Annotated in this window: 26 protein-coding genes and 1 pseudogene; 26 read left to right on the top strand and 1 reads right to left on the bottom strand. The window is 64.7% G+C overall.

What is annotated here, in order from left to right; genetic code table 11:
* The first annotated feature begins 79 nt into the window (after nt 1–79).
* The 21 genes from rpsB (at nt 80) to QC826_RS16230 (ending at nt 19,253) form a co-directional block, all read left to right on the top strand.
* A complete protein-coding gene (gene rpsB / locus QC826_RS16330) occupies nt 80–832 on the top strand; it encodes a 30S ribosomal protein S2 (protein ID WP_093383670.1) in 753 nt (250 codons plus the stop codon).
* A 148-nt stretch (nt 833–980) separates the two neighbouring features.
* The gene (gene tsf, locus QC826_RS16325) at nt 981–1,892 is read left to right on the top strand and encodes a translation elongation factor Ts (protein ID WP_093383668.1); all 912 of its coding nucleotides are present in this window, start codon (nt 981–983) and stop codon (nt 1,890–1,892) included.
* A 166-nt stretch (nt 1,893–2,058) separates the two neighbouring features.
* Entirely contained in the window at nt 2,059–2,775 is a 717-nt protein-coding gene (gene pyrH / locus QC826_RS16320) for a UMP kinase (RefSeq protein WP_093383665.1), read from the top strand.
* A 45-nt stretch (nt 2,776–2,820) separates the two neighbouring features.
* Nucleotides 2,821–3,381 (top strand): ribosome recycling factor, encoded by a 561-nt coding sequence (frr, locus tag QC826_RS16315; protein ID WP_279761584.1) that lies wholly within the window; start codon nt 2,821–2,823, stop codon nt 3,379–3,381.
* A gap of 161 nt (nt 3,382–3,542) precedes the next feature.
* Nucleotides 3,543–4,295 (top strand): polyprenyl diphosphate synthase, encoded by a 753-nt coding sequence (gene uppS, locus QC826_RS16310; protein ID WP_279761583.1) that lies wholly within the window; start codon nt 3,543–3,545, stop codon nt 4,293–4,295.
* 12 nt (nt 4,296–4,307) lie between these two features.
* Nucleotides 4,308–5,138 (top strand): phosphatidate cytidylyltransferase, encoded by an 831-nt coding sequence (locus QC826_RS16305; protein ID WP_279761582.1) that lies wholly within the window; start codon nt 4,308–4,310, stop codon nt 5,136–5,138.
* 11 nt (nt 5,139–5,149) lie between these two features.
* On the top strand, nt 5,150–6,331 hold the full coding sequence (gene ispC / locus QC826_RS16300; RefSeq protein ID WP_279761581.1) for a 1-deoxy-D-xylulose-5-phosphate reductoisomerase: 1,182 nt from the start codon (nt 5,150–5,152) through the stop codon (nt 6,329–6,331).
* Entirely contained in the window at nt 6,328–7,683 is a 1,356-nt protein-coding gene (gene rseP, locus QC826_RS16295) for an RIP metalloprotease RseP (protein WP_279761580.1), read from the top strand. Before ispC ends, rseP begins: the two co-directional genes overlap by 4 nt.
* 82 nt (nt 7,684–7,765) lie before the next feature.
* The gene (bamA, locus tag QC826_RS16290) at nt 7,766–10,102 is read left to right on the top strand and encodes an outer membrane protein assembly factor BamA (RefSeq protein ID WP_279761579.1); all 2,337 of its coding nucleotides are present in this window, start codon (nt 7,766–7,768) and stop codon (nt 10,100–10,102) included.
* 58 nt (nt 10,103–10,160) lie between these two features.
* Nucleotides 10,161–10,661, top strand: a complete 501-nt coding sequence (locus QC826_RS16285; RefSeq protein ID WP_279761578.1) for an OmpH family outer membrane protein — start codon at nt 10,161–10,163, stop codon at nt 10,659–10,661.
* A 58-nt stretch (nt 10,662–10,719) separates the two neighbouring features.
* The gene (gene lpxD / locus QC826_RS16280; protein WP_279761577.1) at nt 10,720–11,775 is read left to right on the top strand and encodes a UDP-3-O-(3-hydroxymyristoyl)glucosamine N-acyltransferase; all 1,056 of its coding nucleotides are present in this window, start codon (nt 10,720–10,722) and stop codon (nt 11,773–11,775) included.
* Nucleotides 11,772–12,284: a 3-hydroxyacyl-ACP dehydratase FabZ gene (gene fabZ, locus QC826_RS16275; protein WP_279761576.1), complete on the top strand. Its 513-nt coding sequence runs from the start codon at nt 11,772–11,774 to the stop codon at nt 12,282–12,284. The genes lpxD and fabZ overlap by 4 nt, the downstream gene beginning before the upstream one ends.
* Before the next feature lie 4 nt (nt 12,285–12,288).
* A complete protein-coding gene (gene lpxA / locus QC826_RS16270) occupies nt 12,289–13,077 on the top strand; it encodes an acyl-ACP--UDP-N-acetylglucosamine O-acyltransferase (protein ID WP_279761575.1) in 789 nt (262 codons plus the stop codon).
* Nucleotides 13,061–14,227 (top strand): lipid-A-disaccharide synthase, encoded by a 1,167-nt coding sequence (gene lpxB / locus QC826_RS16265; RefSeq protein WP_279761574.1) that lies wholly within the window; start codon nt 13,061–13,063, stop codon nt 14,225–14,227. The genes lpxA and lpxB overlap by 17 nt, the downstream gene beginning before the upstream one ends.
* 87 nt (nt 14,228–14,314) lie before the next feature.
* Entirely contained in the window at nt 14,315–14,950 is a 636-nt protein-coding gene (rnhB, locus tag QC826_RS16260; RefSeq protein WP_279761573.1) for a ribonuclease HII, read from the top strand.
* On the top strand, nt 14,947–15,732 hold the full coding sequence (locus QC826_RS16255; RefSeq protein ID WP_093383635.1) for a TrmH family RNA methyltransferase: 786 nt from the start codon (nt 14,947–14,949) through the stop codon (nt 15,730–15,732). The genes rnhB and QC826_RS16255 overlap by 4 nt, the downstream gene beginning before the upstream one ends.
* A gap of 64 nt (nt 15,733–15,796) precedes the next feature.
* On the top strand, nt 15,797–16,996 hold the full coding sequence (locus QC826_RS16250) for an EAL domain-containing protein (protein ID WP_279761572.1): 1,200 nt from the start codon (nt 15,797–15,799) through the stop codon (nt 16,994–16,996).
* 62 nt (nt 16,997–17,058) lie between these two features.
* Nucleotides 17,059–17,349, top strand: a complete 291-nt coding sequence (locus QC826_RS16245; RefSeq protein WP_279761571.1) for a nucleotidyltransferase family protein — start codon at nt 17,059–17,061, stop codon at nt 17,347–17,349.
* A 133-nt stretch (nt 17,350–17,482) separates the two neighbouring features.
* The gene (locus QC826_RS16240; protein WP_279761570.1) at nt 17,483–17,878 is read left to right on the top strand and encodes a DUF262 domain-containing protein; all 396 of its coding nucleotides are present in this window, start codon (nt 17,483–17,485) and stop codon (nt 17,876–17,878) included.
* A 2-nt stretch (nt 17,879–17,880) separates the two neighbouring features.
* Nucleotides 17,881–18,597, top strand: coding sequence for a hypothetical protein (locus QC826_RS16235; RefSeq protein ID WP_279761569.1), 717 nt, complete (start codon nt 17,881–17,883; stop codon nt 18,595–18,597).
* Nucleotides 18,594–19,253, top strand: a complete 660-nt coding sequence (locus QC826_RS16230; protein ID WP_279761568.1) for an MAE_28990/MAE_18760 family HEPN-like nuclease — start codon at nt 18,594–18,596, stop codon at nt 19,251–19,253. Before QC826_RS16235 ends, QC826_RS16230 begins: the two co-directional genes overlap by 4 nt.
* A 47-nt stretch (nt 19,254–19,300) precedes the next feature.
* Here QC826_RS16230 and QC826_RS16225 read toward each other — a convergent pair whose 3' ends face one another.
* Nucleotides 19,301–20,149: a pyruvate, water dikinase regulatory protein gene (locus tag QC826_RS16225; protein WP_093383630.1), complete on the bottom strand. Its 849-nt coding sequence runs from the start codon at nt 20,147–20,149 to the stop codon at nt 19,301–19,303.
* 166 nt (nt 20,150–20,315) lie between these two features.
* Between QC826_RS16225 and ppsA the strand changes: the two genes are divergently transcribed.
* The 5 genes and pseudogenes from ppsA to QC826_RS16200 all read left to right on the top strand — a co-directional run bounded on the left by ppsA (nt 20,316) and on the right by QC826_RS16200 (nt 25,432).
* A complete protein-coding gene (gene ppsA / locus QC826_RS16220; protein ID WP_279761567.1) occupies nt 20,316–22,766 on the top strand; it encodes a phosphoenolpyruvate synthase in 2,451 nt (816 codons plus the stop codon).
* A 216-nt stretch (nt 22,767–22,982) separates the two neighbouring features.
* Entirely contained in the window at nt 22,983–23,402 is a 420-nt protein-coding gene (locus QC826_RS16215) for an NfeD family protein (RefSeq protein ID WP_279761566.1), read from the top strand.
* Between the two features lie 70 nt (nt 23,403–23,472).
* Nucleotides 23,473–24,394 (top strand): annotated as a pseudogene (locus QC826_RS16210) (SPFH domain-containing protein).
* Between the two features lie 83 nt (nt 24,395–24,477).
* Nucleotides 24,478–24,867, top strand: a complete 390-nt coding sequence (locus tag QC826_RS16205; RefSeq protein ID WP_279761565.1) for a DUF4259 domain-containing protein — start codon at nt 24,478–24,480, stop codon at nt 24,865–24,867.
* Between the two features lie 25 nt (nt 24,868–24,892).
* Nucleotides 24,893–25,432, top strand: a complete 540-nt coding sequence (locus QC826_RS16200) for a DUF1993 family protein (RefSeq protein WP_279761564.1) — start codon at nt 24,893–24,895, stop codon at nt 25,430–25,432.
* The last annotated feature ends 37 nt before the right edge of the window (nt 25,433–25,469 follow it).

Genomic DNA, 25,469 nt, shown 5'->3' with positions numbered 1-25,469 from the left:
GTTAATAAACGCGAATCCGGTCGACAAGGGTGCCTCTATGGTGACTGATCGGATTCCAGACCCAACCCTGGAGTTAATTATGTCCGTAACAATGCGCGAAATGCTGGAAGCCGGTGTCCACTTCGGTCACCAAACCCGTTTCTGGAACCCAAAGATGGCTCCTTTCATCTTCGGTCACCGCAACAAGATCCACATCATCAACTTGGAAAAGACGATGGCGATGTATCAAGAAGCGATGAAACACGTGAAACAGGTTGCTTCGAACCGCGGCACCATCCTGATGGTCGGCACCAAGCGTCAAGCTCGCGAAATCATCGCGGCTGAAGCGGCACGCGCCGGCGTTCCTTTCGTCGACCAACGTTGGTTGGGCGGCATGCTGACCAACTTCAAAACGATCAAGACCTCGATCAAGCGCCTGAAAGACATGGAAGCGACGATCGAAGACGGTTCCGTTGAGAAGCTGTCGAAAAAAGAAGCGCTGATGTTTGAACGCGAAATGATCAAGCTGCAGAAGTCGATCGGCGGCATCAAGGACATGGGCGGCGTTCCTGACGCCATCTTCGTCGTTGACGTCGGCTACCACAAAGGTGCGATCACCGAAGCAGCAAAACTGGGCATCCCGGTCATCGGCGTGGTCGATACCAACCACTCGCCAGAAGGCGTGCAGTACGTGATCCCAGGTAACGATGACTCCTCGAAAGCCATCATGTTGTACGCCCGCGGTGTTGCAGACGCAATCATCGAAGGCCGCGCAGCTGCCGGTAACGAAGTCGTTGAAATGATCAAAGCCGCTGCCGGCGACGAATTCGTCGAAGTTAGCGAACAGGCTTAATTGCTGCGCTATCGCGAGATAGCTTCGCAGTAATGGAAAAGGGGTGGCAGCAGCTCCCCCTTTTTTTTAATGAAAATGGTTTGGGCGCTGCGCGCTCCGCTTCATCCGAGCCGCCCCGGACCACCCCCACCGAATACAGGAGAAACACATGGCAGCGATTACAGCAGCGATGGTAGGCGAACTGCGCGGCAAGACCGACGCACCGATGATGGAATGCAAGAAGGCACTGACCGAAGCCGACGGCGACATGGCCCGCGCCGAAGAGATCCTGCGCGTCAAACTGGGCGGCAAGGCATCGAAAGCCTCGTCGCGCATCACCGCCGAAGGCGTGGTAGCGACCTTCATCGCCAACGGCGTCGGCGCCCTGGTCGAAGTGAACTCCGAGACCGACTTCGTGGCCAAGAACGACGACTTCCTGGCGCTGGCCAACAACGCCGCCCGTCTGGTCGCCGAACACAACCCGGCCGACGTCGCCGCCCTGCTGGCCCTGCCGCTCGACGGCAAGACCCTGGACGAAGTGCGCGCCGCCCTGATCGGCAAAATCGGCGAGAACATGTCGATCCGCCGCTTCCAGCGCTTCGAGACCACCGGCAAGCTGGCCTCCTACCTGCACGGCGCCCGCATCGGCGTGATCGTCGACTTCGACGGTGCCGACGAGCAAGTTGGTAAAGACGTCGCCATGCACATCGCCGCGATGAAGCCAGTGTCGCTGTCGTCCGAGCAAGTGCCGGCCGAACTGATCGAAAAAGAGCGTTCGGTTGCCAAACTGAAAGCCGAAGAAGACGCGGCCAAAGCGGCCGCCGAAGGCAAAGCCGCCCAGTCGCCGGAAATCCTGGCCAAGCGCCTGGAAGGCTCGGTTCAGAAGTTCCTGAAGGAAGTGTCCCTGCTGAACCAGGCCTTCGTCAAGAACGACAAGCAGTCGATCGAACAGATGCTGAAAGAAAAAGCGACCACCGTCAAAGCCTTCACCATGTACGTGGTGGGCGAGGGGATCGAGAAGAAGCAAGACGACTTCGCCGCAGAGGTAGCCGCGCAAATGGCTGCTTCCAAAGGAGCGTAATGTGAAAACGGGCCGCGAGGCCCGTTTTTTTAGCCTGACCCGCCAGCCGGCCGCGCGCCGGCCGGCGGCGAGCATTTTCCGGCGGCGCGTGTGCCAGGCAGTTTTTGGTATCATGCAGGGCCGCCGGCAGTCCCACCGAATCAACCCATTTTAGGAGCCCCAGCTCATGTCAAAACCAGCCTACAAGCGTGTCCTCCTCAAATTGTCCGGCGAAGCCCTGATGGGGGATGATCCCTACGGCATCAACCGCAGCACGATCGAGCGCATGGTGGCCGACGTGGCCGAGGTGGCACAACTGGGCGTGGAGCTGGCGATCGTCATCGGCGGCGGCAACATCTTCCGTGGCGTCGCGCCCGGCGCCCAGGGCATGGACCGCGCCACCGCCGACTACATGGGCATGCTGGCCACGGTGATGAACGCGCTGGCCCTGGCCGACGCCATGCGCCATGTCGGCATCACCGCCCGCGTCATGTCGGCCATCGGCATCGAGCAGGTGGTCGAGCCCTACGTGCGCCCGAAGGCGCTGCAATACCTGGAGGAGGGCAAGGTCGTCGTCTTCGCCGCCGGCACCGGCAACCCCTTCTTCACCACCGACACCGCCGCCGCCCTGCGCGGCTCGGAAATCAGCGCCGAGATCGTGCTCAAGGCGACCAAGGTCGACGGCGTCTACACGGCCGATCCGAAGAAGGACCCGAACGCCACCCTGTTCCACACCATCACCTTCGACGAAGCCATCGCCAAGCACCTGCAGGTGATGGACGCCACCGCGTTCGCCCTGTGCCGCGACCAGAAGCTGCCGATCAAGGTGTTCTCCATCACCAAGCCGGGCGCGCTGATGCGCGTCATCATGGGCGAGGATGAGGGTACACTGGTCCACGTTTAAGTTCCCACCCATTAAGATCCACCCCCAAGATACAGGAGAGCAGCAATGTCCTTAGCTGACGTTAAAAAGAACGCCCAAGACCGCATGGTCAAATCGCTCGAAACCCTGCGCGCCGACCTGGCCAAGGTCCGCACCGGCCGCGCCCACACCGGCATCCTCGACCACGTGACGGTCGAGTACTACGGCTCGCCGACGGCGCTGTCGCAGGTGGCCAGCATCAACCTGATCGACGCCCGCACCATCGGCGTGCAGCCGTTCGAGAAGAAGATGGCCGCCACCATCGAAAAAGCCATCCGCGACGCCGACCTGGGCCTGAACCCGTCGAGCCAGGGCGACGTGATCCGCGTGCCGACCCCGGCGCTGACCGAGGAACGCCGCAAGGAGATGGTCAAGCTGGTCAAGGGCGAGGGCGAGGACGCCAAGATCGCCGTGCGCAACATCCGCCGCGACGCCAACGAGACCGTCAAGAAGCTGGTCAAGGAAAAGGCCTGCTCCGAGGACGACGAGCGCCGCTCGTCCGACGAGGTGCAGAAGCTGACCGACAAGTTCATCGCCGACATCGACAAGATGGTGGTCGACAAAGAGAAGGAAGTGCTGACGGTCTAGTCGGCACACTCCCGGCGCGCGCCCACGCGGCGCGGCGCCGGGAAGCCGGGGTCAGAGCCTTCGCGGGGTCTGGCCCCTTGCTTGTTTTGGGGGCCGGCCAGCGCAGCGGCGGGCCCTGGGTTTGCAGCACCTGGCACCACTTAATCTGGCAAAACGTTTTCATGAAATATACCAGCTCGACCACCGCTGTTCCGGACACCCCGAACGTGCCACGCCACGTCGCCATCATCATGGACGGCAACGGCCGCTGGGCCACCAAGCGCTTCCTGCCGCGCGTCGCCGGCCACGTCAAGGGTGTCGAGGCGGTGCGCGCCGTGGTCGAGGCCTGTGCCCGCCGCGGCGTCGAATACCTGACCCTGTTCGCCTTCAGCTCGGAGAACTGGCGCCGGCCGGAGGAGGAGGTGTCGCTGTTGATGCGCCTGTTCGTCACCGCGCTCGACCGCGAGGTCTCCAAGCTGCACGCCAACAACATCCGCCTGAAGGTGGTCGGCGACCTGAGCCGCTTCGACGCCAAGCTGCAGACCATGATCGCCTCGGCCGAGCGGCGCACCGCCGCCAACACGCGCATGACGGTGACGGTCTGCGCCAACTACGGCGGCCGCTGGGACATCATGCAGGCGGTCGGCAAGATGGTCGCCGGCCACGCCGGCGCCACCGCCTTCAGCGAGGAGCAGCTGGCGCCCCACCTGGCCATGGCCTACGCGCCCGAGCCCGACCTGTTCATCCGCACCGGCGGCGAGCAGCGCATCTCCAACTTCCTGATGTGGCAGCTGGCCTACACCGAGCTGTACTTCACCGACACCTACTGGCCCGATTTCTCCGCCGCCAGCCTCGACGAGGCGATCGCCTCCTACCAGCACCGCGAGCGCCGCTTCGGCCGCACCGGCGCCCAATTGGCCGACAAGGCCACCTGAAAAGACCACCCCATGCTCAAAACTCGGATACTGACCGCCCTGGTCCTGCTGGCGGTGCTGCTGCCGGTGCTGTTCTTCGCCTATTTCCCGGCCTTCGCCGTGCTGGCCACGCTGTTCCTCGGCGCCGCCGTGTGGGAGGCCGGCCGCCTGTTCGGCCTGCGCGCCGCGCCGGCCTGGGCGCTGGGCGTGGCCGCGCTGTTCGTCTACGTGCTGCTGCGTCCCGCCGGCGGCGGCAACAACATGCTGTTCGCCGTCTGCGCCGCGCTGTGGCTGATGCGCTTCACGCCCTCGCTGGCGATCGGCCTGCCGCCGCTCAAGGGCTCGGCCAACTACATGGTCGCCTTCAGCTTCTGCTTCGCCCTGTTCGGCTGCTTCGTCGCCATCGTCGCGCTGTTCCAGCACTCGCCGGCCTTCCTGCTGTCGGCCATGGCGCTGGTGTGGGTGGCCGACATCGGCGCCTACTTCTCGGGCAAGGCCTTCGGCAAGCGCAAGCTGGCGCCGACCATCTCGCCGGGTAAATCCTGGGAGGGCGCCATCGGCGGCGCCATCGCCGTGCTGGCCCTATCGGCCGCGAGCATTCTGGCCGCGCCGGCCGCGCCCTGGCTGGCCGACACCTTCGCCGTGCTGCTGCAGGCGCGCATGGGCTGGTTCGGCGCGCTGGCCATCCTTATCGTGATCGTCGCCGCCAGCGTGGTCGGCGACCTGTTCGAATCCCAGCTCAAACGGCGCGCCGCCATGAAGGACAGCAGCAATCTGCTGCCCGGCCACGGCGGTGTGCTCGACCGTATTGACGCCTTGATCCCGGTGCTGCCGCTGGCCGCGCTGATCGGTTCCTGGCTGTGAAGGAAGTCACCATGCAACAAGTCACCATCCTCGGCGCCACCGGCTCGATCGGCGTCTCCACCCTCGACGTGCTGGCGCGCCACCCCGAGCGCTATAGCGTCTACGCCCTGTCGGCGCACAGCCGGGTGGCCGAGCTGGCCGCCCAGTGCGCGCAGTTCCGCCCGGCCCGCGCCGTGGTCGGCACGGCCGCCGCCGCCGCCGAACTGAGCGCGCTGCTCAAGGCGAAGGGCCTGACAACTCAGGTCGAGCACGGCGAGGCGGCACTGTGCGCCATCGCCAGCGCCGCCGAGGTGGACACCGTGATGGCCGCCATCGTCGGCGCCGCCGGCCTGGCGCCGACCCTGGCCGCCGCCCGCGCCGGCAAAAAGGCCCTGCTGGCCAACAAGGAGGCGCTGGTGATGTCGGGCCAGTTGTTCATCGACGCGGCGCAGCAGGCCGGCGCCGTGCTGCTGCCGATCGACAGCGAGCACAACGCCATCTTCCAGTGCCTGCCGGCCGACTACGGCCGCGCGCCGCAGGGCAGCGGCGTGGCCAAGATCTTGCTGACCGCCTCGGGCGGCCCCTTCCTGACGCGCGCCGTCGACACGCTCGACGCCGTCACGCCGGAGCAGGCCTGCAAGCATCCCAACTGGGCCATGGGTCGCAAGATCTCGGTCGACTCGGCCACCATGATGAACAGAGGCTTCGAGGTGATCGAGGCGCACTGGCTGTTTGGCGCGCCGGCCGAGCAGATCGAGGTGGTGATCCACCCGCAGAGCGTGATCCACTCGATGGTCTCCTACGTCGACGGCTCGGTGCTGGCGCAACTGGGCAACCCCGACATGCGCACGCCGATCGCCCACGCCTTGGCCTACCCGGAGCGCATCGCCTCCGGCGTCGCCCAGCTCGACCTGACGCAGATCGCCACGCTGCAGTTCGAGCGTCCCGACTACGCCCGCTTCCCCTGCCTGGCGCTGGCCTTCGCCGCGCTGCGCGCCGGCGGCACCGCGCCGGCCCTGCTGAACGCCGCCAACGAGGTGGCGGTGCAGGCCTTCCTCGACCTGCGCATCGGCTTCCGCCAGATCGACCGCGTCATCGCCCAGGTGGTCGAGGCGCTGCCGCACGGCGCCGCCGACAGCATCGAGGCGGTGATGGCGCAGGACGCGCTGGCGCGCGCCGCCGCCGAACGCCTTATCGCCGGGTTGACGCGATGAGCTTCCTGCACACCTTGCTGGCCTTCGTCGTCGCGCTCGGCTCCTTGATCGTCATCCACGAGCTGGGCCACTACTGGGTGGCCCGCCTGTTCGGCGTCAAGGTGCTGCGCTTTTCGATCGGCATGGGCAAGGTGGTGTGGTCGCGCCGCGTCGGCCCCGACCAGACCGAATGGGCCGTCTCGGCGCTGCCGCTGGGCGGCTACGTCAAGATGCTCGACGGCCGCGAGCAGGATCTCGGCGGCCTGGCGCCGGCCGAGCTGAAACGCGAATTCACCCGCCAGTCGGTGTGGGTGCGCATCGCCATCGTCGCCGCCGGCCCGCTGGCCAACTTCCTCGTCGCCATCCTGCTGTTCGCCGGCCTGTACATGGTCGGCATCGCCGAGCCGTCCAGCAAGGTCGGCGCCAGCGCCGCCGGCAGCCCGGCCGCCGTCGCCGGCCTGCACGGCGGCGACCGCGTGGTCGCCGTCAACGGCCAGGCCGTCGCCGTCTGGTCCGAGCTGCGCTGGCAGCTGATCCAGGCCGCCGTCGACAAGACCGAGGCCCGCCTCGAGGTCGAGCGCCCCGGCGCCGGCCGTTACAGCCTGCTGCTGCCGGCCGCCGCCCTGACCGCGCTGGACCTGGAAGGCGACGTGCTGGGCAAGCTGGGCATCAACCTCGGCCGCCCGCCGCCGCTGGTCGAGGAGGTCGTCGCCGGCGGCGCCGGCGCCCGCGCCGGCCTGCGCAAGGGCGACCTGATCGTCGCCGTCGACGGCCAGCCGGTGGCCGACGGCCCGGCCTTCATCACCATCGTGCGCGGCGCCGCCGGCCGCACGCTGAACCTGGCGCTGCGCCGCGCCGGCCAGGAGCTGCAACTGGCGCTGACGCCGGACGCCCAGGCCGAGAAGGGCGCTACAGCTGTAACAGTCGGTAAGATCAACGTCTACGTGGCGCAGATGCCGGATATGATCACCGTGCCCTCATCCGCGCCGGCCGCGCTGCACAAGGCCGTCGCCAAGGTGTGGGACACCAGCGCGATGACGCTGAAGATGATCGGCAAGATGATCGTCGGCGAGGTCTCGTGGAAGAATGTGACCGGGCCGATCACCATCGCCGACTACGCCGGGCAGACCGCGCGCATCGGCGTGGCCAGCTATCTGAGCTTCATCGCCTTCATCAGTATCAGTCTGGGCGTGATGAATTTGCTACCCATTCCGGTTCTAGATGGCGGCCATTTGCTGTATTATTCGCTGGAAGTTTTGACTGGGCGCCCGGTGCCGGAGCGCGTTGGCGAGATTGCGCAGCGCATCGGCGTCGGCCTGCTGGTCACCTTGATGGTGCTGGCGGTGTTCAACGACTTCGCCAGGCTGCTGTAAATCGCGTCGGCCACCGCGCCCGGCGGCATGAGTTTCGCATCGTTGCGTTTGTGTATTCCAATGAGAGCCATTGATTTAGCCAATGAAATTATATTCTGACCGTTTTGCCTCGCCTTCGTTTCGCCGCAGCCTGATCGGCGCCGCCGTGCTGGCCATGTGTGCCGGCCAAGCGCTGGCCATCGAACCCTTCACCGTCAAGGACATCCGCGTCGAAGGCATCCAGCGCACGGAGGCCGGCACGGTCTTCAACTACCTGCCGGTGCGCGTCGGCGAAACCTTCAACGACGACAAGAGCGTGGCCGCGATCAAGGCGCTGTACGCCACCGGCATCTTCAAGGACGTGCGCCTCGAGCAGGACGGCAATGTGCTGGTGGTGCTGGTCGAGGAACGCCCGGCCATCGCCAAGGTGGAGTTCACCGGCACCAAGGAATTCGAAAAGGACACCCTGGTCAAGGCGCTGAAGGACATCGGCGTCGGCGAGACCAAGGTCTTCGACAAGGCCTCGGTCGACCGCGCCGAGCAGGAACTCAAGCGCCAATACCTGTCGCACGGCCTGTACGGCGTCAAGATCACCACCACCGTCACGCCGATCGAGCGCAACCGCGTCAACATCGTTTTCGCGGTGGACGAGGGCGAGATCGCCAAGATCAAACAGATCAACATCGTCGGCAACAAGGTCTTCAACGACAAGGAGCTGCGCGAGCAGCTGGCCTTGAACACCGGCGGCTGGTTCAGCTGGTACACCAAGGCCGACCAGTACTCCAAGACCAAGCTGACCGGCGACATCGAGTCGCTCAAGTCCTACTACCTGAACCGTGGCTACATCGAGATGCAGGTCGAGTCGACCCAGGTCTCGATCACGCCCGACAAGAAGGACATCTACATCACCATCAACATCACCGAGGGTGAGAAGTACACCGTCTCGGGCATCAAGTTCGAGGGCGAGATGTTCGGCCGCGAGGAGGAGCTGCGCTCGCTGGTGCTGCTGCGCCGTGGCGAGACGTATTCGGGCGAGCGCCTGACCGCCACCAACAAGCTGATCTCCGACCGCCTGGGCACCTTCGGCTACGCCTTCGCCAACGTCAACGCCAACCCGGAGATCAACCGCGACAAGCGCGAGGTCGGCTTCACCTTCTTCATCGATCCGGGCAAGCGCGCCTACGTGCGCCACATGAACATCGCCGGCAACACCACCACGCGCGACGAGGTGATCCGCCGCGAGTTCCGCCAGTTCGAGTCGTCCTGGTACGACGCCAACAAGATCAAGCTGTCGCGCGACCGCGTCGACCGCCTCGGCTACTTCAAGGACGTCACCATCGACACGCCGGAAGCCCAGGGCACCAACGACCAGGTGGACGTCAACCTCACCGTGGTGGAAAAACCGACGGGTAACTTCCAGATCGGCGGCGCCTTCTCGCAGTCGGAGAAGTTCACCTTCCAGGCGGCGATCCAGCAGGCCAACTTCGCCGGCAGCGGCACCACCGTCGGCATCGAGCTCAACACCAGCAAGTACAGCCGCACCATCTCGTTCTCGCAGACCAACCCGTATTACACGGACGAGGGCGTCTCGCGCGCCTTCGAGGTCTACCTGCGCACCACCCAGCCGCCGGCGCTCAACATCGGCACCTACAGCATCAAGCAGGAGGGCGGCCGCATCAGCTACGGCGTGCCGTTCTCGGAAAACGACACGGTGTTCTTCGGCATCGGCCTGGAGCGTTCGCGCATCTCGACCGACGGCTCGAGCCCGCAGCGCTTCCTCAACTACATCCGCGACAACGGCGGCCCGGCCAACGGCATCGGCACCGTCAGCTCGAACGCCGTGCCCTTGACGGCGGCCTGGGCGCGCGACAGCCGCGACAGCGCGATCACCCCGACCATCGGCCGCTACCAGCGCGCCAACCTGGAAATCGACGTGATCGGCAACATCAAGTACTACCGCGCCGTCTACGAGCAGCAGTGGTACAAGCCGCTGCATCCGAAGGTCACGCTGGCCCTGAAGGGCGAGATCGACTTCGGCCACGGCATCGGCAGCAAGCCTTACCCGGTGTTCAAGAACTTCTACGGCGGCGGCATCGGCTCGGTGCGCGGCTACCTCAGCTCCTCGCTGGGCGCGGTCGACCCGGTCAACTACGACGCCCTGGGCGGCGCCTCGCGCCTGATCGGCAACGCCGAACTGCAGATGCCTTTCCCCGGCTCCGGCCAGGACCGCAGCCTGCGCTGGTTCGGCTTCCTCGACGGCGGCCAGGTCTACCAGGAAGGCCAGAAGATGCGCCTGTCCGAGCTGCGCTACTCGGCCGGTCTGGGCATCAGCTGGATTTCCCCGGTCGGTCCGCTCAAGTTGAGTTATGCTAAGCCCCTGAACGCCAAGCCGGGCGACCGCCTGGAACGCTTCCAGTTCCAGATGGGCACCGGTTTCTAATGCCAATGAGCATTGTTAATTTTTTCGGAGAAATAAGTTGAAGACTGTATCCGCCACCATGAGCAAATATCTTGCCGCGCTTGCACTGGGCTGGTGTGCAATGGCGTCGGTGCAGGCGCAGACCGCTTCGCGCATCGCCTGGCTCAGCCCAGAGCGCATCTACAACGAGTCCAAGCTGGCCAAGCTGGCCGGCGAGAAGCTGGCCGAGGAGTTCAAGTCGCGCGAAAAGGCCGTGCAGGAGATGGCGGCGCGCTTGAAGGTCTCGTCCGAAAAACTGGAAAAGGAACTGCCCTCGCTGGCCGAGGCCGAGCGGGCCAAGCGCCAGCGCGAGTACTTCGAGCTGGACAAGGAATTCCAACGCCGCCAGCGCGAGTTCCGCGAGGATTTGAACCAGCGCACCAACGAGGAGCGCGCCACGATCTCGGAGAAGGCCACCAAGATCATCAAGCAGCTGGCCCAGGTCGAGGGCTTCGACATCGTGCTGCAGGACGCCGTTTGGGCCAGCCCGCGCATCGACATCACCGACAAGGTGCTGGCCGCGCTCGACAAGGACAAGTAACACGCAGGGCCGGCGGAATGCCGGCCTGAGACTCACAACCACAGATTGGAACTCCCCGATGGGCACTCGACTAGGAGAATTGGTCGAACGCTTGGGCGGGCAGTTGGTGGGCGACCCGAACCTGGAAGTGATCGGGATCGCGCCACTGACGGACGCCGGCGTTTCGCACATCAGCTTTCTCAGCAATAGCAAACTGCGCGCGCAGGCGCTGCACAGCCAGGCGGCGGCGCTGATCGTCGCGGCCGCCGACGACGAGTTCATCGCCGCCGGTTATGCCGGCGCGCGCATCGTCACCCCCAACCCCTATGTGTACTTCGCCCGCGCCGCCCAGTTCTTCGCGGCGCAGCATGCCCACGTGGCGCCGGCCGGCATCCATCCGGCCGCCAGCGTCGACGCCATGGCCACGGTGGACGCCAGCGCCAGTGTCGGCGCGCGCGCCGTCGTCGAGGCCGGCGCCGTGGTCGGCCCGGGCGCGGTGATCGGCGCCGGCTGCTACGTCGGCCGCGACGCCGTGATCGGCGAAGGCACCGAGCTGTTCGCCAACGTCACCTTCCACGCCCGCTGCCAGATCGGCGCGCGCGGCATCATCCACTCGGGCGCCGTGATCGGCACCGACGGCTTCGGTTTCGCCAACGAGGGCGGGGTCTACATCAAGATTCCGCAGACCGGCCGCGTGATGATCGGCGACGATGTCGACATCGGCGCCAACACCACCATCGACCGTGGCGCGCTGGCCGACACGGTGATCGAGGACGGCGTCAAGCTCGACAACCAGATCCAGATCGGCCACAACTGCCACATCGGGGCGCACACGGCCATGGCCGGCTGCGTCGGCGTGGCCGGCAGCGCCAAGATCGGCAAATACTGCACCTTCGGCGGCGCCGCCATGGTGCTGGGCCACCTGACCATCGCCGACCGCGTGCACATCTCGTCGGGCAGCATGGTCTCGCGCTCCATCCTCGAGCCGGGCCAGTACACCGGCTTCTACCCGCTGGCCAAGAACGCCGAGTGGGAAAAGTCGGCCGCCATCGTGCGCAACCTGGCGAGCATGCGCGAGAAGCTGCGCGCGCTCGAAAAGACAATTAAAACACTGACCACACAAGACACAAAATGACCACTACCGACACCAGCACCGCCACCGAGACTCCAGCCAAGAAGAGCATGGACATCCACCAGATCAAGCAGTATCTGCCGCACCGCTATCCGATGCTGCTGGTCGACCGCGTGCTCGACTGGGAAGCCAACAAATCGATCACCGCGATCAAGAACGTCACCGTCAACGAGGAGTTCTTCAACGGCCACTTCCCGCACAAGCCGGTGATGCCGGGCGTGCTGATGATCGAGGCGATGGCGCAGACCGCCGCCATCCTGTCCTTCCTGACCATGGACATCAAGCCGGACGAGAATTCGGTGGTCTACTTCGTCGGCATCGACAACGCCCGCTTCAAGCGTCCGGTCGAGCCGGGCGACCAGTTGGTGATGAACGTCGAGATCCTGCGCGTCTCGCGCGGCATCTGGAAGTACAAGGCGGTCGGCAGCGTCGACGGCAAGGTCGCCGTCGAGGCCGAATTGATGTGCACCATCCGCAGCGCGGACGACGCTAGTCAGCCCGCCGGGAAGTAAGGCCATGGTCAAGATCCATTCGACCGCGGTCATCGATCCGAAGGCGCAGCTCGACAGCAGCGTCGAGGTGGGACCGTACACCATCATCGGACCGCACGTCAGCATCGGAGCCGGCACGGTGGTCGGGCCGCACGTGGTCATCGAGGGCCACACCACGATCGGCCGCGACAACAAGCTGTTCCAGTTCTCGTCGATCGGCGCCGCGCCGCAGGACAAGAAGTGGGCCGGCGAGCCGACCCGTTTGACCATCGGCGACCGCAACACCATCCGCGAGTTCTGCACCTTCAACACCGGCACGGTGCAGGACCGGGGCGTGACCAGCCTGGGCGACGACAACTGGATTTCCGCCTACGTCCACCTGGCGCACGACTGCCAGGTCGGCAGCAACACGATCTTCTCGAACAACGCGCAGATCGCCGGCCACGTCGAGATCGGCGACTGGGTGATCATGAGCGGCTTCGCCAACGTCCACCAGTTCTGCAAGATCGGCGCCCACGCCTTCGTCGGCATGAGCACCAGCCTGACCCAGGACGTGCCGCCGTATGTTCTGTTGAACGGCAATCCGGCGCAGGCCCACGGCGTCAATATCGAGGGTCTGAAGCGGCGCGGTTTCACCCGCGAGCAGATCAACGGCGTGCGCGCCGCCTACAAGATCATCTACCGCTCCGGCTTGACGCTGGAGGAGGCCAAGGCGGCCCTGCTGGCCGAGGAGCTGGCCACGCCGGCGGCGGCCGAGCAGATCCGCGCCATGCGCGAATTCCTCGATACGGCGTCCCGTGGCATCGTCCGCTAAGCCCGCCGCGCGCTCGGTCGCGCTGGTCGCCGGCGAACCGTCCGGCGACGTGCTGGCGGCGCGTCTGCTGTCGGGCCTGCGTCCGCTGCTGCCGGAGGCCCGCTTCCACGGCATCGGCGGCGAGCACATGATGGCGCAAGGCTTCGAGTCGCACTGGCCGATGGAACGGCTGACCGTGCGCGGCCTGCTGGCGGTGATCCCGCGCTACCGCGACATCAAGGGCATCCAGAACGCGCTGCGCGACCAGCTGCTGGCCGAGCGTCCGTCCGTGTTCATCGGCGCCGACTACCCGGGCTTCAACCTGGGCCTGGAGATGCAGTTGAAGGACGCCGGCATCCCGACCGTGCACTACATCGGGCCGCAGATCTGGGCCTGGCGCGGCGGCCGCATCAAGAAGATCATCAAGGCCGTCTCGCACATGCTGGTGGTGTTCCCCTTCGAGGAGGAGATCTACCGCAAGGCCGGCGTGCCGGTCAGCTACGTCGGCCATCCGCTGGCCGAGCTGGTGCCGCTGACGCCGGACGAGGCGGGCGCGCGCGTCCAACTCGGCCTGCCGCAGGACGCCAACGTGGTCACCATCATGCCGGGCAGCCGCATGTCCGAGCTGAAGTACAACACCGCCGCCTTCGTCGGCGCGGCCAAGCTGCTGCTGGCGCGCGACCGCTCGCTGCGCTTCGTCGCGCCGATGGCCGGCGAGAAGCAGCGCCAGTATTTCCTCGAACTGGTGGCCCAGGCCGGCCTGCAGGACGTCGAGATCCAACTGCTCGACGGCCAGTCACACACCGCCATCGCCGCCGCCGACGCGGTGCTGGTGGCCTCCGGCACGGCCTCGCTGGAGGTGGCGCTGTTCAAGAAGCCGATGGTCATCGCCTACAAGATGATGGCGGCCGAATGGCAGATCCTGCGCCACTTCGGCTACCAGCCGTGGATCGGCCTGCCCAACATTTTGGCGCGCGAGTTCCTCGTGCCCGAGCTGCTGCAGGACGCCGCCAACCCGGCCGCGCTGGCCGAGGCCATGTGGCGCCAGCTGAGCGACGTGCCGCACCGCCTGCAACTGGCGCAACGCTTCACCGAGATGCACCACAGCCTGCTGCGCAACAGCGCACAGGAGAGCGCGCAGGCGGTCATGCGCGTCATCGAGGGGCGCTAGGCGGCGCCCGCCCGCCGTTTGGTTTCCGCAGTATCCGCTTCAATCAGAACAGTAAAACAGTAAAGTAGCCACCCAGTGAAGCAACCAGTGAAAAACATCTATCCCGGCCTGTTCGACGACCTGCCGTTCTCCCTCGACGAAATCGTCTGCGGCGTTGACGAGGCGGGCCGTGGCCCGCTGGCCGGCCCGGTGTTTGCCGCCGCCGTGATCCTGCACGCCGACCGGCCCATCGCCGGCCTGCGCGACTCGAAGAAACTGAGCGAGGCCAAGCGCGACCTGCTGGCGCCCGTCATCAAGGCCAACGCCCTGGCGTGGGCGGTGGCCGAGGCCTCCGAGGCCGAGATCGACGAACTGAACATTTTGCAGGCCTCGCTGTTGGCGATGCGCCGCGCCGTCGAGGCGCTGGCCACCGTGCCAACGCTGGCCCTGATCGACGGCAACCGCTGCCCTGTGATGAAGATCCAGGCCATGGCCATCGTCGGCGGCGACGACAAGGTCGACTCGATCTCGGCCGCCTCGATCCTGGCCAAGACGGCGCGCGACGCCGCCCTGGTGACGCTGCACGCCGCCTATCCGCAATACTGCTTCGACCAGCACAAGGGTTATCCAACCGCGCTGCACCTGGCGCGCCTGCGCGAGTTCGGCGCCTCGCCGGTGCACCGCCGCTCGTTCGGCCCGGTGCGCAAAGTGCTTGAATCGACCGGCCTGGGAGAGGGCAAATGAAAACCATCACCTCGCGCGACAACGCGCAGTACAAGGACCTGAAACACCTGGCCGGCAGCTCGCAGGCGCGCAAGAAGGTCGGCCAGACGCTGCTCGACGGCGTCCACCTGTGCCAGGCCTACCTGCAGCTGCGCGGCCTGCCACAGCAGTGTGTGGTGAGCGAGACGGCGCTGCACAACCCCGAGGTGGGCGACATTGTCGGCCAGCTGGAGGCGCGCCACGGCCACGTGCTGGCCCTGCCGGACGCGCTGTACAAGGCGGTCAGCCAGGTCGAGCACGGCGTCGGCGTGATGTTCCTGATCGATACGCCGGAGCGCGCCGCGCCGGCCGCGCTGAGCGTCTCGGCGGTGTTGTTGGACAACGTGCAGGACCCCGGCAACGTCGGCTCCATCCTGCGCAGCGCCGCCGCCGCCGGCATCACCCAGGTCTACTGCAGCGCCGGCACGGCCTTCTGCTGGTCGCCCAAGGTGCTGCGCGCGGCGATGGGCGCCCACTTCGTGCTGGAGATCTTCGAGAACGTCGACCTGGCGCCGCTGGTGCAGGGCTCGCCCATCGCCACGCTGGCCACCAGCGGCTACGCCACCCAGCGCCTGTACGACGTCGACCTGCGCCAGCCGGTGGCTTGGCTGTTCGGCCACGAGGGGCAGGGCGTGGCCGACGATTTGCTGTCGGCGGCGCGCCACCAGGTGGTGATTCCCCACCTGGGCCAGGTCGAGTCGCTCAACGTCGCCGCCTGCGCGGCGGTATGCTTTTTCGAACAAGTCAGGCAGAATCAAGGGTAGGATGAACGCATGATAGCCGCCGGCTAGCGTGGGCGGCGCCGGCCGCACCTCTCGGGAGCAGTCCATGGACAACGCGCAGTTGCACTTTCTGGTCGCCGAGGGCGATGCCGGACAGCGGCAGGCGCTGCTCGCCATGCTGCGCGAGCTCGGTGCCGTCAACGTCAGCGAGGCGGCCGACGGCCACAGCGCCTTCAGCCTGTTCGATACCGACATCGCGCCGGCGCCGCAGATCGCCATTGTCGACCTCGCGCTGGCGGGCATGGACGGGCTGGAGCTGATCCGCCGGCTGGGCGAGGGGCGGGCCCAGGCCGGCGTCATCGTCACCGGCGAGCAGAGCGCCGAACTGTTGTTTTCGGTCGAGACCATGGCCATGGCCTACGGCGTCAATCTGCTCGGCAGCATCGCCAAGCCGGTCACGGAGGCGCGGCTGGAGGCGCTGCTGGCCAACTACGTGCCGCCGGAGAGGCGCAACGAGCTGCGCCGCTCGGCGCTGAGCTTCTCCTTCGCCGAGGTCGGGCGCGGCCTGCAGGCGCGCGAATTCGAACCCCACTTCCAACCGATGATCGAGCTGGCCAGCGGCCAGGTCAAGGGACTGGAGATGTTCGCCCGCTGGCACCATCCGCAACACGGCGTGCTCGGTCCGGCCGCCTTCTTCGGCGCGCTGGAGGCCAACGGCCGCATCGACTTCCTCGACTGGAGCATGATCGAAAAATCGGTCGCGGCCTGCCGCGGCCTGCACCAGCAGGGCATCCCGATTTCGATGTCGATCAATGTCGACCAGGGCACGCTGGCGCATCCGCAGTTCATCGAGCAGATCAAGGCCTGCCTGGAGCGGCACGATCTGCTGGCCGACTACATCACCTTCGAGATGACCGAGTCGGCCGTACTGATCACCGAGCCGCACTTCCTCGAACGCCTGCTGCGCCTGCGCATGCTGGGCTTCGGCCTGGCCATCGACGACTACGGCACCGGCCGCTCCAACCTGCAGCTGCTGGCGCGCATCCCCTTCACCGAATTGAAGATCGACCGCAGCTTCGTCGACGGCGCCGCCAAGCGCCGGCCGATCGGCACGGTGCTGCGCTCCTGCCTGGGGCTGGCGCGCAGCCTGGAGCGGCGCTCGGTGGCGGTGGGGGTGGAGACCAAGCAGGACTGGGACTTCCTGCAGGGCCTGGGCTGCACCTACGCGCAGGGCTACTACATCGCCAAGCCGATGCCGGTGGAGGAGTTCCCCGGCTGGTTGGCGGATTGGCGGCAGTTCTTCTGACAAGATTGCTAAGCGCAGCGTGGCGCATATAATGAGCCAGTGAACCCTTTGGAACGAAGACGATGAAACCGTCGATGGCCTTGGAGGCTAAGCGCGAGTTGGTCCGCGCGCTGGTGCAACGATACCGTACCGTCAATCCGCGCGTGTTCGGCTCGGTCTTGCATGGCATGGACCACGAAGGGAGCGACCTAGACCTGCTGGTCGACGCCTTGCCCGGAACTACGCTGTTTGATCTGGGTGGCCTGCAAATTGCGTTGGCGGAGCTTCTTGGCGTCGCGGTAGATGTATCAACGCCGGGCGACTTGCCGGTGAAATTCCGCGAGCAGGTTCTGGCCGAAGTCAGCCCGGTATGAACCGCGCGCCGGACTTTCCGCGTGTGCCACCCAAGGGTGATTTGAGCCTCGACGGCGCGAAGTTGTTGATGTATGTGTGATGAATTGCCCCTCGTTTAAACGTTCCAACTGAAGCTTTTATAGGATTTCAAAGATGCTTGTCAAAGAGATTGAGGTTGCACAGCGCCTCGTGCGGACTGACGCTTACCAAATGTCTATTGGTGAGATCATTACCATGTACGGTAACGAAGAGATCATTATTGATCCGGAATTTCAGCGATTGTTTCGGTGGGACATTGGCCAGAAGTCAAAACTGATCGAGTCGTTGCTATTAGGGATACCGCTGCCCTCGATTTTTGTCTTTGAGCGGGAGGACGGAAAGTGGGAACTCGTTGATGGCTTACAGCGAGTTTCGACCATACTTGAATTCATGGGGGCTTTGCGCAACCCTTCGGGGGGGCTATATCCACAGTCTGTTCTGGCGGCGACCAAGTATCTCCCTCGCTTCACAATGCCGTGTGGGAAACATCGGATCGCATTCTGGACGTAGCTGTGAATGATCAGCGCCCCATCGACAAAACACAGCAGCTTGCCATCCGTCGAAGCAGACTTGGAGTTGAGATCCTGAAGCGTCCCAGTGACGACCAGACGAAGTACGACCTTTTTCAGCGGCTAAATGCTGGGGGGACACAGGCAAATGCTCAGGAGCTTCGGAATTGCATTGTGCTGATGATTAACGGTGACTACTTCCGCGCCGTGAAAACCGCCGCCGATCATGCTGCATTCCGGAATGTCATATCGGTCGGCGAAGATCAGGTGGAGAAACAGAGGCACCTGGAATTGGCTATGCGCTTTCTCGTTCACGCGGGAGTACCATATGACGGTCGTTTGGATGTCGAGGAATTTATTGACGAAGGTATCGTTAACTTGGCTACCGTAGGGGATCAGGTCAGTGCGCTAAATTTGATCAACAGAACTTTCCAACTGCTGAACGACGTGGCCGGGGCTAACGCACTTCGACGTTTTAGCAATGGTCAATATATTGGTAAGGTTGTTCTCGCCGGTTTGGAGGGTATCGCCGTTGGCGTGGCAAAGAACCTTGATGCAATCCAAGCTCTTGGCGCGAACCAAGCCAAGGAATTTATAAAGCAGAAGATGGAGGCATTCTGGGAGCAGCCAGAGGTGGCGACCTTTACCTCGCTCGGTCTCCGCGGCACAGTGAGAATCCAACGTACGGTTCCGTTTGGTGAGGCATGGTTCCGCCCATGAGCAAACCCTACTCGGAGAGCGAATTCTCCGCGCAGATTACGGCCGATAGGAACTGGCGCATCAGGGAGATATCAGACCTTAAATTGGCGATCAAGAGGGGCGATGGCAACATGCGAAAGGTGCTGTTGCGAGCACTGGTTGCCATTTGTTACGCGCATTGGGAGGGCTACGTCAAATTTTCTGCAAGAAAATATTTCGAGCACATTGCGCTAAGGAAAATCCCGTACAGTGCGCTCGATCGACAGTTCTTGCGGAACTATTTTTTGCCGCGACTCGCTGCGCTTGCCACGTCAAAAATTAGCGTTGCCGAGCGCTGCACCCTCGTTGATGAGGTGCTGGATTGTTCCGAGCGTAGATTTACCCACGTGAACGATGATCTGATCAACACCAAGGCCAATCTGAACTTCAACGTATTCGCCGATATCTGCCTAGTGTGCGGCGTGTCGGTGGCCTTGTTTGAAGACAGCTCCACATTCATTGACGTCATTCTGCTTAAACGCCGGAACTCCATCGCACACGGGGAAGATACCATGGTTGCGTTTGATGATATGGATGATATTGCAGAGAACACCATCGGCATAATGCGCTCATTCGGCAATGAGCTAGAGAATCGTGTCGTCCTCCAGGCGTACAAGGGAACTCAAGCACCCAATTGAATTGTGCTGCTGCGGCCAGCGCGACCGGCGCGCCGTCGCAGTCAACCCTAGTAATCCCGCCGGTTCGGCTTGATCTCCTGCAGGATCGTGGTGGAGATCTCCTCGATCGACTTGGCGGTCGACGACAGCCAGCGGATGCCTTCGCGCTTCATCATCATTTCGGCCTCGTTGACCTCGTAGCGGCAGTTCTCGATGGAGGCGTACTTGCTGCCGGCGCGGCGCTCGTTGCGGATCTCGGCGAGGCGCTCGGCGGTGATGGTCAGGCCGAAGATCTTGCTCTTGAACTCGTACAGCGAGGAGGGCAGGCGGCCGCGCTCGAAGTCGTCCGGGATCAGCGGGTAGTTGGCCGCCTTGATGCCGTACTGCATGGCCAGGTACAAGCTGGTCGGCGTCTTGCCCGAGCGCGACACGCCGACCAGGATCACGTCGGCCGAGGACAAATTCTTGTGCGACTGGCCGTCGTCGTGCGCCAGCGAGAAGTTGATCGCCTCGATGCGGTTCTTGTACTCCTCGCTGTCGACGATGTTGTGCGAGCGGCCGATGGTGTGGGTCGACTTGACGCCCAGCTCCTGCTCGAGCGGCGCGACGAAGGTCTGGATCAAGTCCATGTGCAGACCCTTGCAGTTGCGGATCACCGCCGACAGGTCGCTCTTGACCAGGGTCGAGAAGATGATCGGGCGCTGGCCGTCGGCGGCGAAGGCCTCGTTGATCTTGCGCGCCGCGTCGTGCGCCTTGTCGAGGGTGTCGATGAAGGGCAGGCGGATCTGGCGGAAGCGCAACTCGAACTGCGTCAGCACGGAGTGGCCGAAGGTCTCTGCCGTGATACCGGTGCCATCCGATACGAAAAATACCGTGCGGGCGGCGTTGGGCAGGGGCGGGCGTTGTTCTTGGGTCATTTGGGTGCCAGGTTAATCGTCAATTAAGTATTGTGAATCGTCAATTTGCGCTGCAGGCTGTAAAATGTCTGCCAACGGTAAGATTGTGCTGCACGACGCTAAGAATAACAAGATTGAATGTCGGCGCCTCGCGGGAAGATTTCTATCATCAAGTAAGGGTGTCATTATGACCAGCATTTCCAACGCAGCATTGAAGGAGCAGCAGGAGCAGACGGGCGAGGCGGTGTACGTTGCCTCGTTCGAAACATTGCGCATGACGGATGTCGAATCCGTCGGCGGTAAGAACGCCTCCCTGGGCGAAATGATCAGCCAGCTGGCCACGGCCGGCGTGCGCGTGCCGGGCGGTTTCGCCACCACGGCGCAGGCCTTCCGCGACTTCCTGTCGTACAGCGCCAACGGCGGCAAGCCGCTGGCCGAGCGCATCGCCGACCGTCTGGCCGGCCTGAACATCGACGACGTGCGTTCGCTGGCCCTGGCCGGCGCCGAGATCCGTCAATGGATCGTCGAGACCCCGTTCCAGCCGCGCCTGGCGACGGAAATCCAATCCTTCTACGAAAAACTGGTGGCCGATTCGAGCACCGAAATGTCGTTCGCCGTGCGTTCCTCGGCCACCGCCGAAGACTTGCCGGACGCCTCGTTCGCCGGCCAGCAGGAGACCTTCCTCAACGTGGTCGGCATCGACAACGTGCTCGACGCGATGAAGCAGGTGTTCGCCTCGCTGTACAACGACCGCGCCATCTCCTACCGCGTGCACAAGGGCTTCACCCACGCCGAGGTGGCCCTGTCGGCCGGCGTGCAGCGCATGGTCCGCTCCGATCTGGGCGCGGCCGGCGTGATGTTCACCATCGACACCGAGTCCGGCTTCAAGGACGTGGTCTTCGTCACCTCCAGCTACGGCCTGGGCGAGACGGTGGTGCAGGGCGCGGTCAATCCCGACGAGTTCTACGTCCACAAGCCGATGCTGGAACTGGGCAAGTCGCCCGTGATCCGCCGCAACATCGGCTCCAAGCTGCTGAAGATGGAATTCACCAACGAAGCCAAGGCCGGCCGCTCGGTCAAGACCGTCGACGTGCCGGTCGAGATGCGCAACCGCTACTCGCTGGACGACAACGAAGTCGTCGAGCTGGCCAAGTACGCCGTCATCATCGAGAACCACTACGGTCGTCCGATGGACATCGAGTGGGGCAAGGACGGCCGCGACGGCAAGCTGTACATCCTGCAGGCGCGTCCGGAGACGGTCAAGTCGCAGCAGAAGTCGACCGACGCGCAGCAGCGCTTCAAACTGAAATCGAGCGGCACCGTGCTGACCTCGGGCCGCGCCATCGGCCAGAAGATCGGCGCCGGTCCGGTCCGCGTCATCACCGACCCGGCCGACATGGAACGCGTGCAGCCGGGCGACGTGCTGGTGGCCGACATGACCGACCCTAACTGGGAACCGGTCATGAAGCGCGCCGCCGCCATCGTCACCAACCGTGGCGGCCGCACCTGCCACGCGGCGATCATCGCGCGCGAGCTGGGCGTGCCGGCGGTTGTGGGTTGCGGCAACGCCACCGACATCCTGAAGGACGGCACCTTCGTCACCGTGTCCTGCGCCGAAGGCGACGAGGGCAAGATCTACGACGGCCTGCTGGAAACCGAGGTGTCCGAAGTGGCGCGCGGCGAACTGCCGCCGCTGCCGGTCAAGATCATGCTCAACGTCGGCAATCCGCAGCTGGCCTTCGACTTCCAGTCGGTGCCGAACGGTGGCGTCGGCCTGGCCCGTCTCGAGTTCATCATCAACAACAACATCGGCGTGCACCCGAAGGCGATTCTGGAATACCCGAACATCGACGCCGACCTGAAAAAAGCGGTCGAGTCGGTGGCCCGTGGCCACGCCTCGCCGAAGGCCTTCTACATCGACAAGCTGGCCGAGGGCATCGCCACCATCGCCGCGGCCTTCTGGCCCAAGCCGGTGATCGTGCGCCTGTCCGACTTCAAGTCGAACGAGTACAAGAAGCTGATCGGCGGTTCGCGCTACGAGCCGGACGAGGAAAACCCGATGCTGGGCTTCCGTGGCGCGGCGCGCTACCTGTCGCCGGACTTCGCCGAGTCCTTCGAGATGGAATGCCTGGCCATGAAGCGCGTGCGCAACGACATGGGCTTGACCAACGTCGAGATCATGGTGCCGTTCGTGCGTACCCTGGGCCAGGCCGAGAAGGTGGTCGACCTGCTGGCCAAGAACGGCCTGAAGCGCGGCGAAAACGGTCTGCGCCTGATCATGATGTGCGAAGTGCCGTCGAACGCGATCCTGGCCGACCAGTTCCTGCAATACTTCGACGGCTTCTCGATCGGTTCCAACGACCTGACCCAGCTGACCCTGGGCCTGGACCGCGATTCCGGCATGGCGCTGCTGGCGGCCGACTTCGACGAGCGCGACCCTGCGGTCAAGGCGCTGCTGTCGATGGCGATCAAGGCCTGCCGCGCGCAGGGCAAGTACATCGGCATCTGCGGCCAGGGCCCTTCGGACCACCCGGACTTCGCCGAATGGCTGATGGGCGAGGGCATCGAGTCGATGTCCTTGAACCCGGACTCGGTCATCGACACTTGGCAGAAATTGGCCTCGCTGCAACAGAAATAAGGCTGCGCAAAGATATTGTTAAGTAGGAAATGGTGAAAATCGAACAAGAAGAAGTTGACGCGGGCCGGATTTGCGTTAGACTGCTTACATAGTGTCGACCAATAAAAACACCATCAATACTTACCGAATCGCAGTAAAGACCCTCGTCGCCCGTTGCGGGCAGCGGGGGTTTTTGTTTTTCAAAAGCGCAAGTGCTTGCGCATCGAAGGAGGCATCATGGCGGACTGGATGACATGGCTGGTGGCGGCGGGCGTGCTCGTGATTTTCGAGCTGTTCACCGGCACCTTTTACTTGCTGATGATTTCCATCGGCGTGGCCTGCGGCGGCGTGGCCGCGCTGGCCGGGCTGCAAGCGCCGGGCCAGATGCTGGTGGCGGCCGCGGTCGGCGTCGTGGCCACCGGCCTGCTGTGGCGCAGCAAGTACGGCCGGCCCGAGCGCGGCGACCCGGCGCGCGACCCCAACGTCAACATGGACATCGGCCAGACCGTGCACGTGGCCCACTGGCACGAGGGTTCGGCGCGGGTGATGTATCGCGGCGCCATGTGGGACGTCGACCTGGCGCCCGGCGGCCAGCCGGCGCCCGGCCAGTTCACCATCCGAGAGGTGCGCGGCAGCCGCTTGGTGGTGGCCGCCTGAGGCCGCCAGCACCGCCGCAGCCGTCGTCGCGCGACAGCGGCAAAACCGTTTTCAACCTGGAGAGTACGCAATGGAATTTAGCTTAGGTAACGTCACATTCATCCTGTTCATCCTCGCCCTGGTGTTCGTGTTCAAGACCATCAACGTGGTGCCGCAGCAGCACGCCTGGGTGGTGGAACGGCTGGGCAAGTTCCACGCCACGCTGGGCCCCGGCCTGAACATCGTGGTGCCCTTCGTCGACCGCATCGCCTACAAGCACGTGCTCAAGGAGATCCCGCTCGACGTGCCGCCGCAGGTCTGCATCACGCGCGACAACACGCAGCTGCAGGTCGACGGCATCTTGTATTTCCAGATCACCGACGCCAAGCGCGCCTCCTACGGCTCGTCGAACTACATCGCCGCCATCACCCAGCTGGCGCAGACCACGCTGCGTTCGGTGATCGGCCGCATGGAGCTGGACAAGACCTTCGAGGAACGCGACCACATCAACACCGCCATCGTCAACGCGATCGACGAGTCGGCCGCCAACTGGGGCGTCAAGGTGTTGCGCTACGAGATCAACGGACCTGACGCCGCCGAAGGAGATCCTGCACGCGATGCAGGCGCAGATCACCGCCGAGCGCGAGAAGCGCGCGCTGATCGCCGCCTCGGAAGGCCGCAAGCAGGAGCAGATCAACATCGCCACCGGCGAGCGCGAGGCCTCGATCGCCCGTTCCGAGGGCGAGAAGCAGGCGGCCATCAACCGCGCCGAGGGGCAGGCCGCCGCCATCGTCGCGCTGGCCGACGCCACCGCCGCCGCGCTGCGCGAAGTGGGCGCGGCGATCCAGTCGCCGGGCGGCGCCGACGCGGTCAACCTGAAGGTGGCCGAGCAGTACGTGGGCGCCTTCGCCAACCTGGCCAAGACCAACAACTCGATCATCATCCCGGCCAACCTGGGCGAGATGAGCGGCCTGATCGCCACCGCGATGCAGGTGGTCAAGACGCAAAAATAGGCGGCCGGTCCGGCGCAAAAACAAAGGCGGCAAGGCCGCCTTCGACAAGGAGTGGAATATGGGAACTTGGGCAGTGGACGCCTTTGGCAACGACTACGCGCTGGACTGGGCGGAGGAACCTGCAGGAGACGAAAAACCTGGAGGCGGTGGAGAACACCCTCGACAACGTGCTCGACAACGGCGGCGCCTATCTGGAGGCGCCGTTCGCCGCCGAGGCGTTGGTGGCGATCGAAGTGATCGCCCGGCTGCAGGGCCATTGGGGCCTGCGCAACGAGGAGAGCGAGGCGGTCGACGCCTGGGTCGAGCAGCGCCCGCAAAAGGCGCGGCCGGATCTGGCGGCCAAGGCGCACCAGGTGATCGAGCGCATCCTGGCCGAGCAGTCCGAGCTGCGCGAGATGTGGGCCGACAGCGAACACTACGCCGACTGGACCGCCTCGGTGGCCGAGTTGAAGGGGCGGGTCAATGTCGGCTGAGCGTTCATCCACGCCAGGAGCGGCCGTGGGCACGAGCCTGTACGGCGCCTCGGTGCCGGTGTTCGAGCACTATCTGTATTGCCTGCGGCAGACGCTGGACGCGGCCGAGAACCACGAGCGGCGCAGCGGCAAGCCGCTGTTGCGGGCGGCGCTGGCCGAGGGCATGTTCGGCTTCGCCCAGCAGGTGACCATCGCCTGCGGCTTCACGCTGCGCGCCTGTTGCCCGCTGCTGGGCGTCGAGGTGCCGGCGCTGGCCGGCGGCGAGCAGGACTGGCCGGCGCTGAGCGAGCGCATCGACGCCACGCTGGCCTTCCTGGGCCAGGTGCCGGCCGACGCCATCAACGCCGGCGAGGCGCTCGAGGTGCAGACCACGGCCGGCATGGCGAAGCGCAACTTTGTCGGGCGCGACTTCGTGCTCGGCTACGCGCTGCCGAACTTCTTCTTCCACCTGGTGACGGCGTACGCGATCCTGCGCAGCCAGGGCGTGCCGATCGGCAAGCAGGACTTCGACGGCTACCACGAGTATCCCGCCGGCTTCAGTTTCCCCGTCTCGACGGGGCGCTGAGGCAGCGCCGCAGCAGGGCGCCTAGAACGCCGTCTTC

This window comes from Rugamonas sp. DEMB1, assembly GCF_029834475.1.
Lineage (GTDB): Bacteria > Pseudomonadota > Gammaproteobacteria > Burkholderiales > Burkholderiaceae_D > Rugamonas > Rugamonas rubra.
The sequence above is the reverse complement of the archived record's forward strand: the minus strand, read 5'-3'. Positions and strand labels throughout refer to the sequence as shown.

Bases quoted from the DNA above. Each gene is read 5' to 3' on its own strand.
- rpsB (WP_093383670.1), top strand. From the start codon at position 80: ATGTCCGTAACAATGCGCGAAATGCTGGAAGCCGGTGTCCACTTCGGT.
- tsf (WP_093383668.1), top strand. From the start codon at position 981: ATGGCAGCGATTACAGCAGCGATGGTAGGCGAACTGCGCGGCAAGACC.
- pyrH (WP_093383665.1), top strand. From the start codon at position 2,059: ATGTCAAAACCAGCCTACAAGCGTGTCCTCCTCAAATTGTCCGGCGAA.
- frr (WP_279761584.1), top strand. From the start codon at position 2,821: ATGTCCTTAGCTGACGTTAAAAAGAACGCCCAAGACCGCATGGTCAAA.
- uppS (WP_279761583.1), top strand. From the start codon at position 3,543: ATGAAATATACCAGCTCGACCACCGCTGTTCCGGACACCCCGAACGTG.
- QC826_RS16305 (WP_279761582.1), top strand. From the start codon at position 4,308: ATGCTCAAAACTCGGATACTGACCGCCCTGGTCCTGCTGGCGGTGCTG.
- ispC (WP_279761581.1), top strand. From the start codon at position 5,150: ATGCAACAAGTCACCATCCTCGGCGCCACCGGCTCGATCGGCGTCTCC.
- rseP (WP_279761580.1), top strand. From the start codon at position 6,328: ATGAGCTTCCTGCACACCTTGCTGGCCTTCGTCGTCGCGCTCGGCTCC.
- bamA (WP_279761579.1), top strand. From the start codon at position 7,766: ATGAAATTATATTCTGACCGTTTTGCCTCGCCTTCGTTTCGCCGCAGC.
- QC826_RS16285 (WP_279761578.1), top strand. From the start codon at position 10,161: ATGAGCAAATATCTTGCCGCGCTTGCACTGGGCTGGTGTGCAATGGCG.
- lpxD (WP_279761577.1), top strand. From the start codon at position 10,720: ATGGGCACTCGACTAGGAGAATTGGTCGAACGCTTGGGCGGGCAGTTG.
- fabZ (WP_279761576.1), top strand. From the start codon at position 11,772: ATGACCACTACCGACACCAGCACCGCCACCGAGACTCCAGCCAAGAAG.
- lpxA (WP_279761575.1), top strand. From the start codon at position 12,289: ATGGTCAAGATCCATTCGACCGCGGTCATCGATCCGAAGGCGCAGCTC.
- QC826_RS16255 (WP_093383635.1), top strand. From the start codon at position 14,947: ATGAAAACCATCACCTCGCGCGACAACGCGCAGTACAAGGACCTGAAA.
- QC826_RS16250 (WP_279761572.1), top strand. From the start codon at position 15,797: ATGGACAACGCGCAGTTGCACTTTCTGGTCGCCGAGGGCGATGCCGGA.
- QC826_RS16245 (WP_279761571.1), top strand. From the start codon at position 17,059: ATGAAACCGTCGATGGCCTTGGAGGCTAAGCGCGAGTTGGTCCGCGCG.
- QC826_RS16240 (WP_279761570.1), top strand. From the start codon at position 17,483: ATGCTTGTCAAAGAGATTGAGGTTGCACAGCGCCTCGTGCGGACTGAC.
- QC826_RS16230 (WP_279761568.1), top strand. From the start codon at position 18,594: ATGAGCAAACCCTACTCGGAGAGCGAATTCTCCGCGCAGATTACGGCC.
- QC826_RS16225 (WP_093383630.1), bottom strand. From the start codon at position 20,149: ATGACCCAAGAACAACGCCCGCCCCTGCCCAACGCCGCCCGCACGGTA.
- ppsA (WP_279761567.1), top strand. From the start codon at position 20,316: ATGACCAGCATTTCCAACGCAGCATTGAAGGAGCAGCAGGAGCAGACG.
- QC826_RS16215 (WP_279761566.1), top strand. From the start codon at position 22,983: ATGGCGGACTGGATGACATGGCTGGTGGCGGCGGGCGTGCTCGTGATT.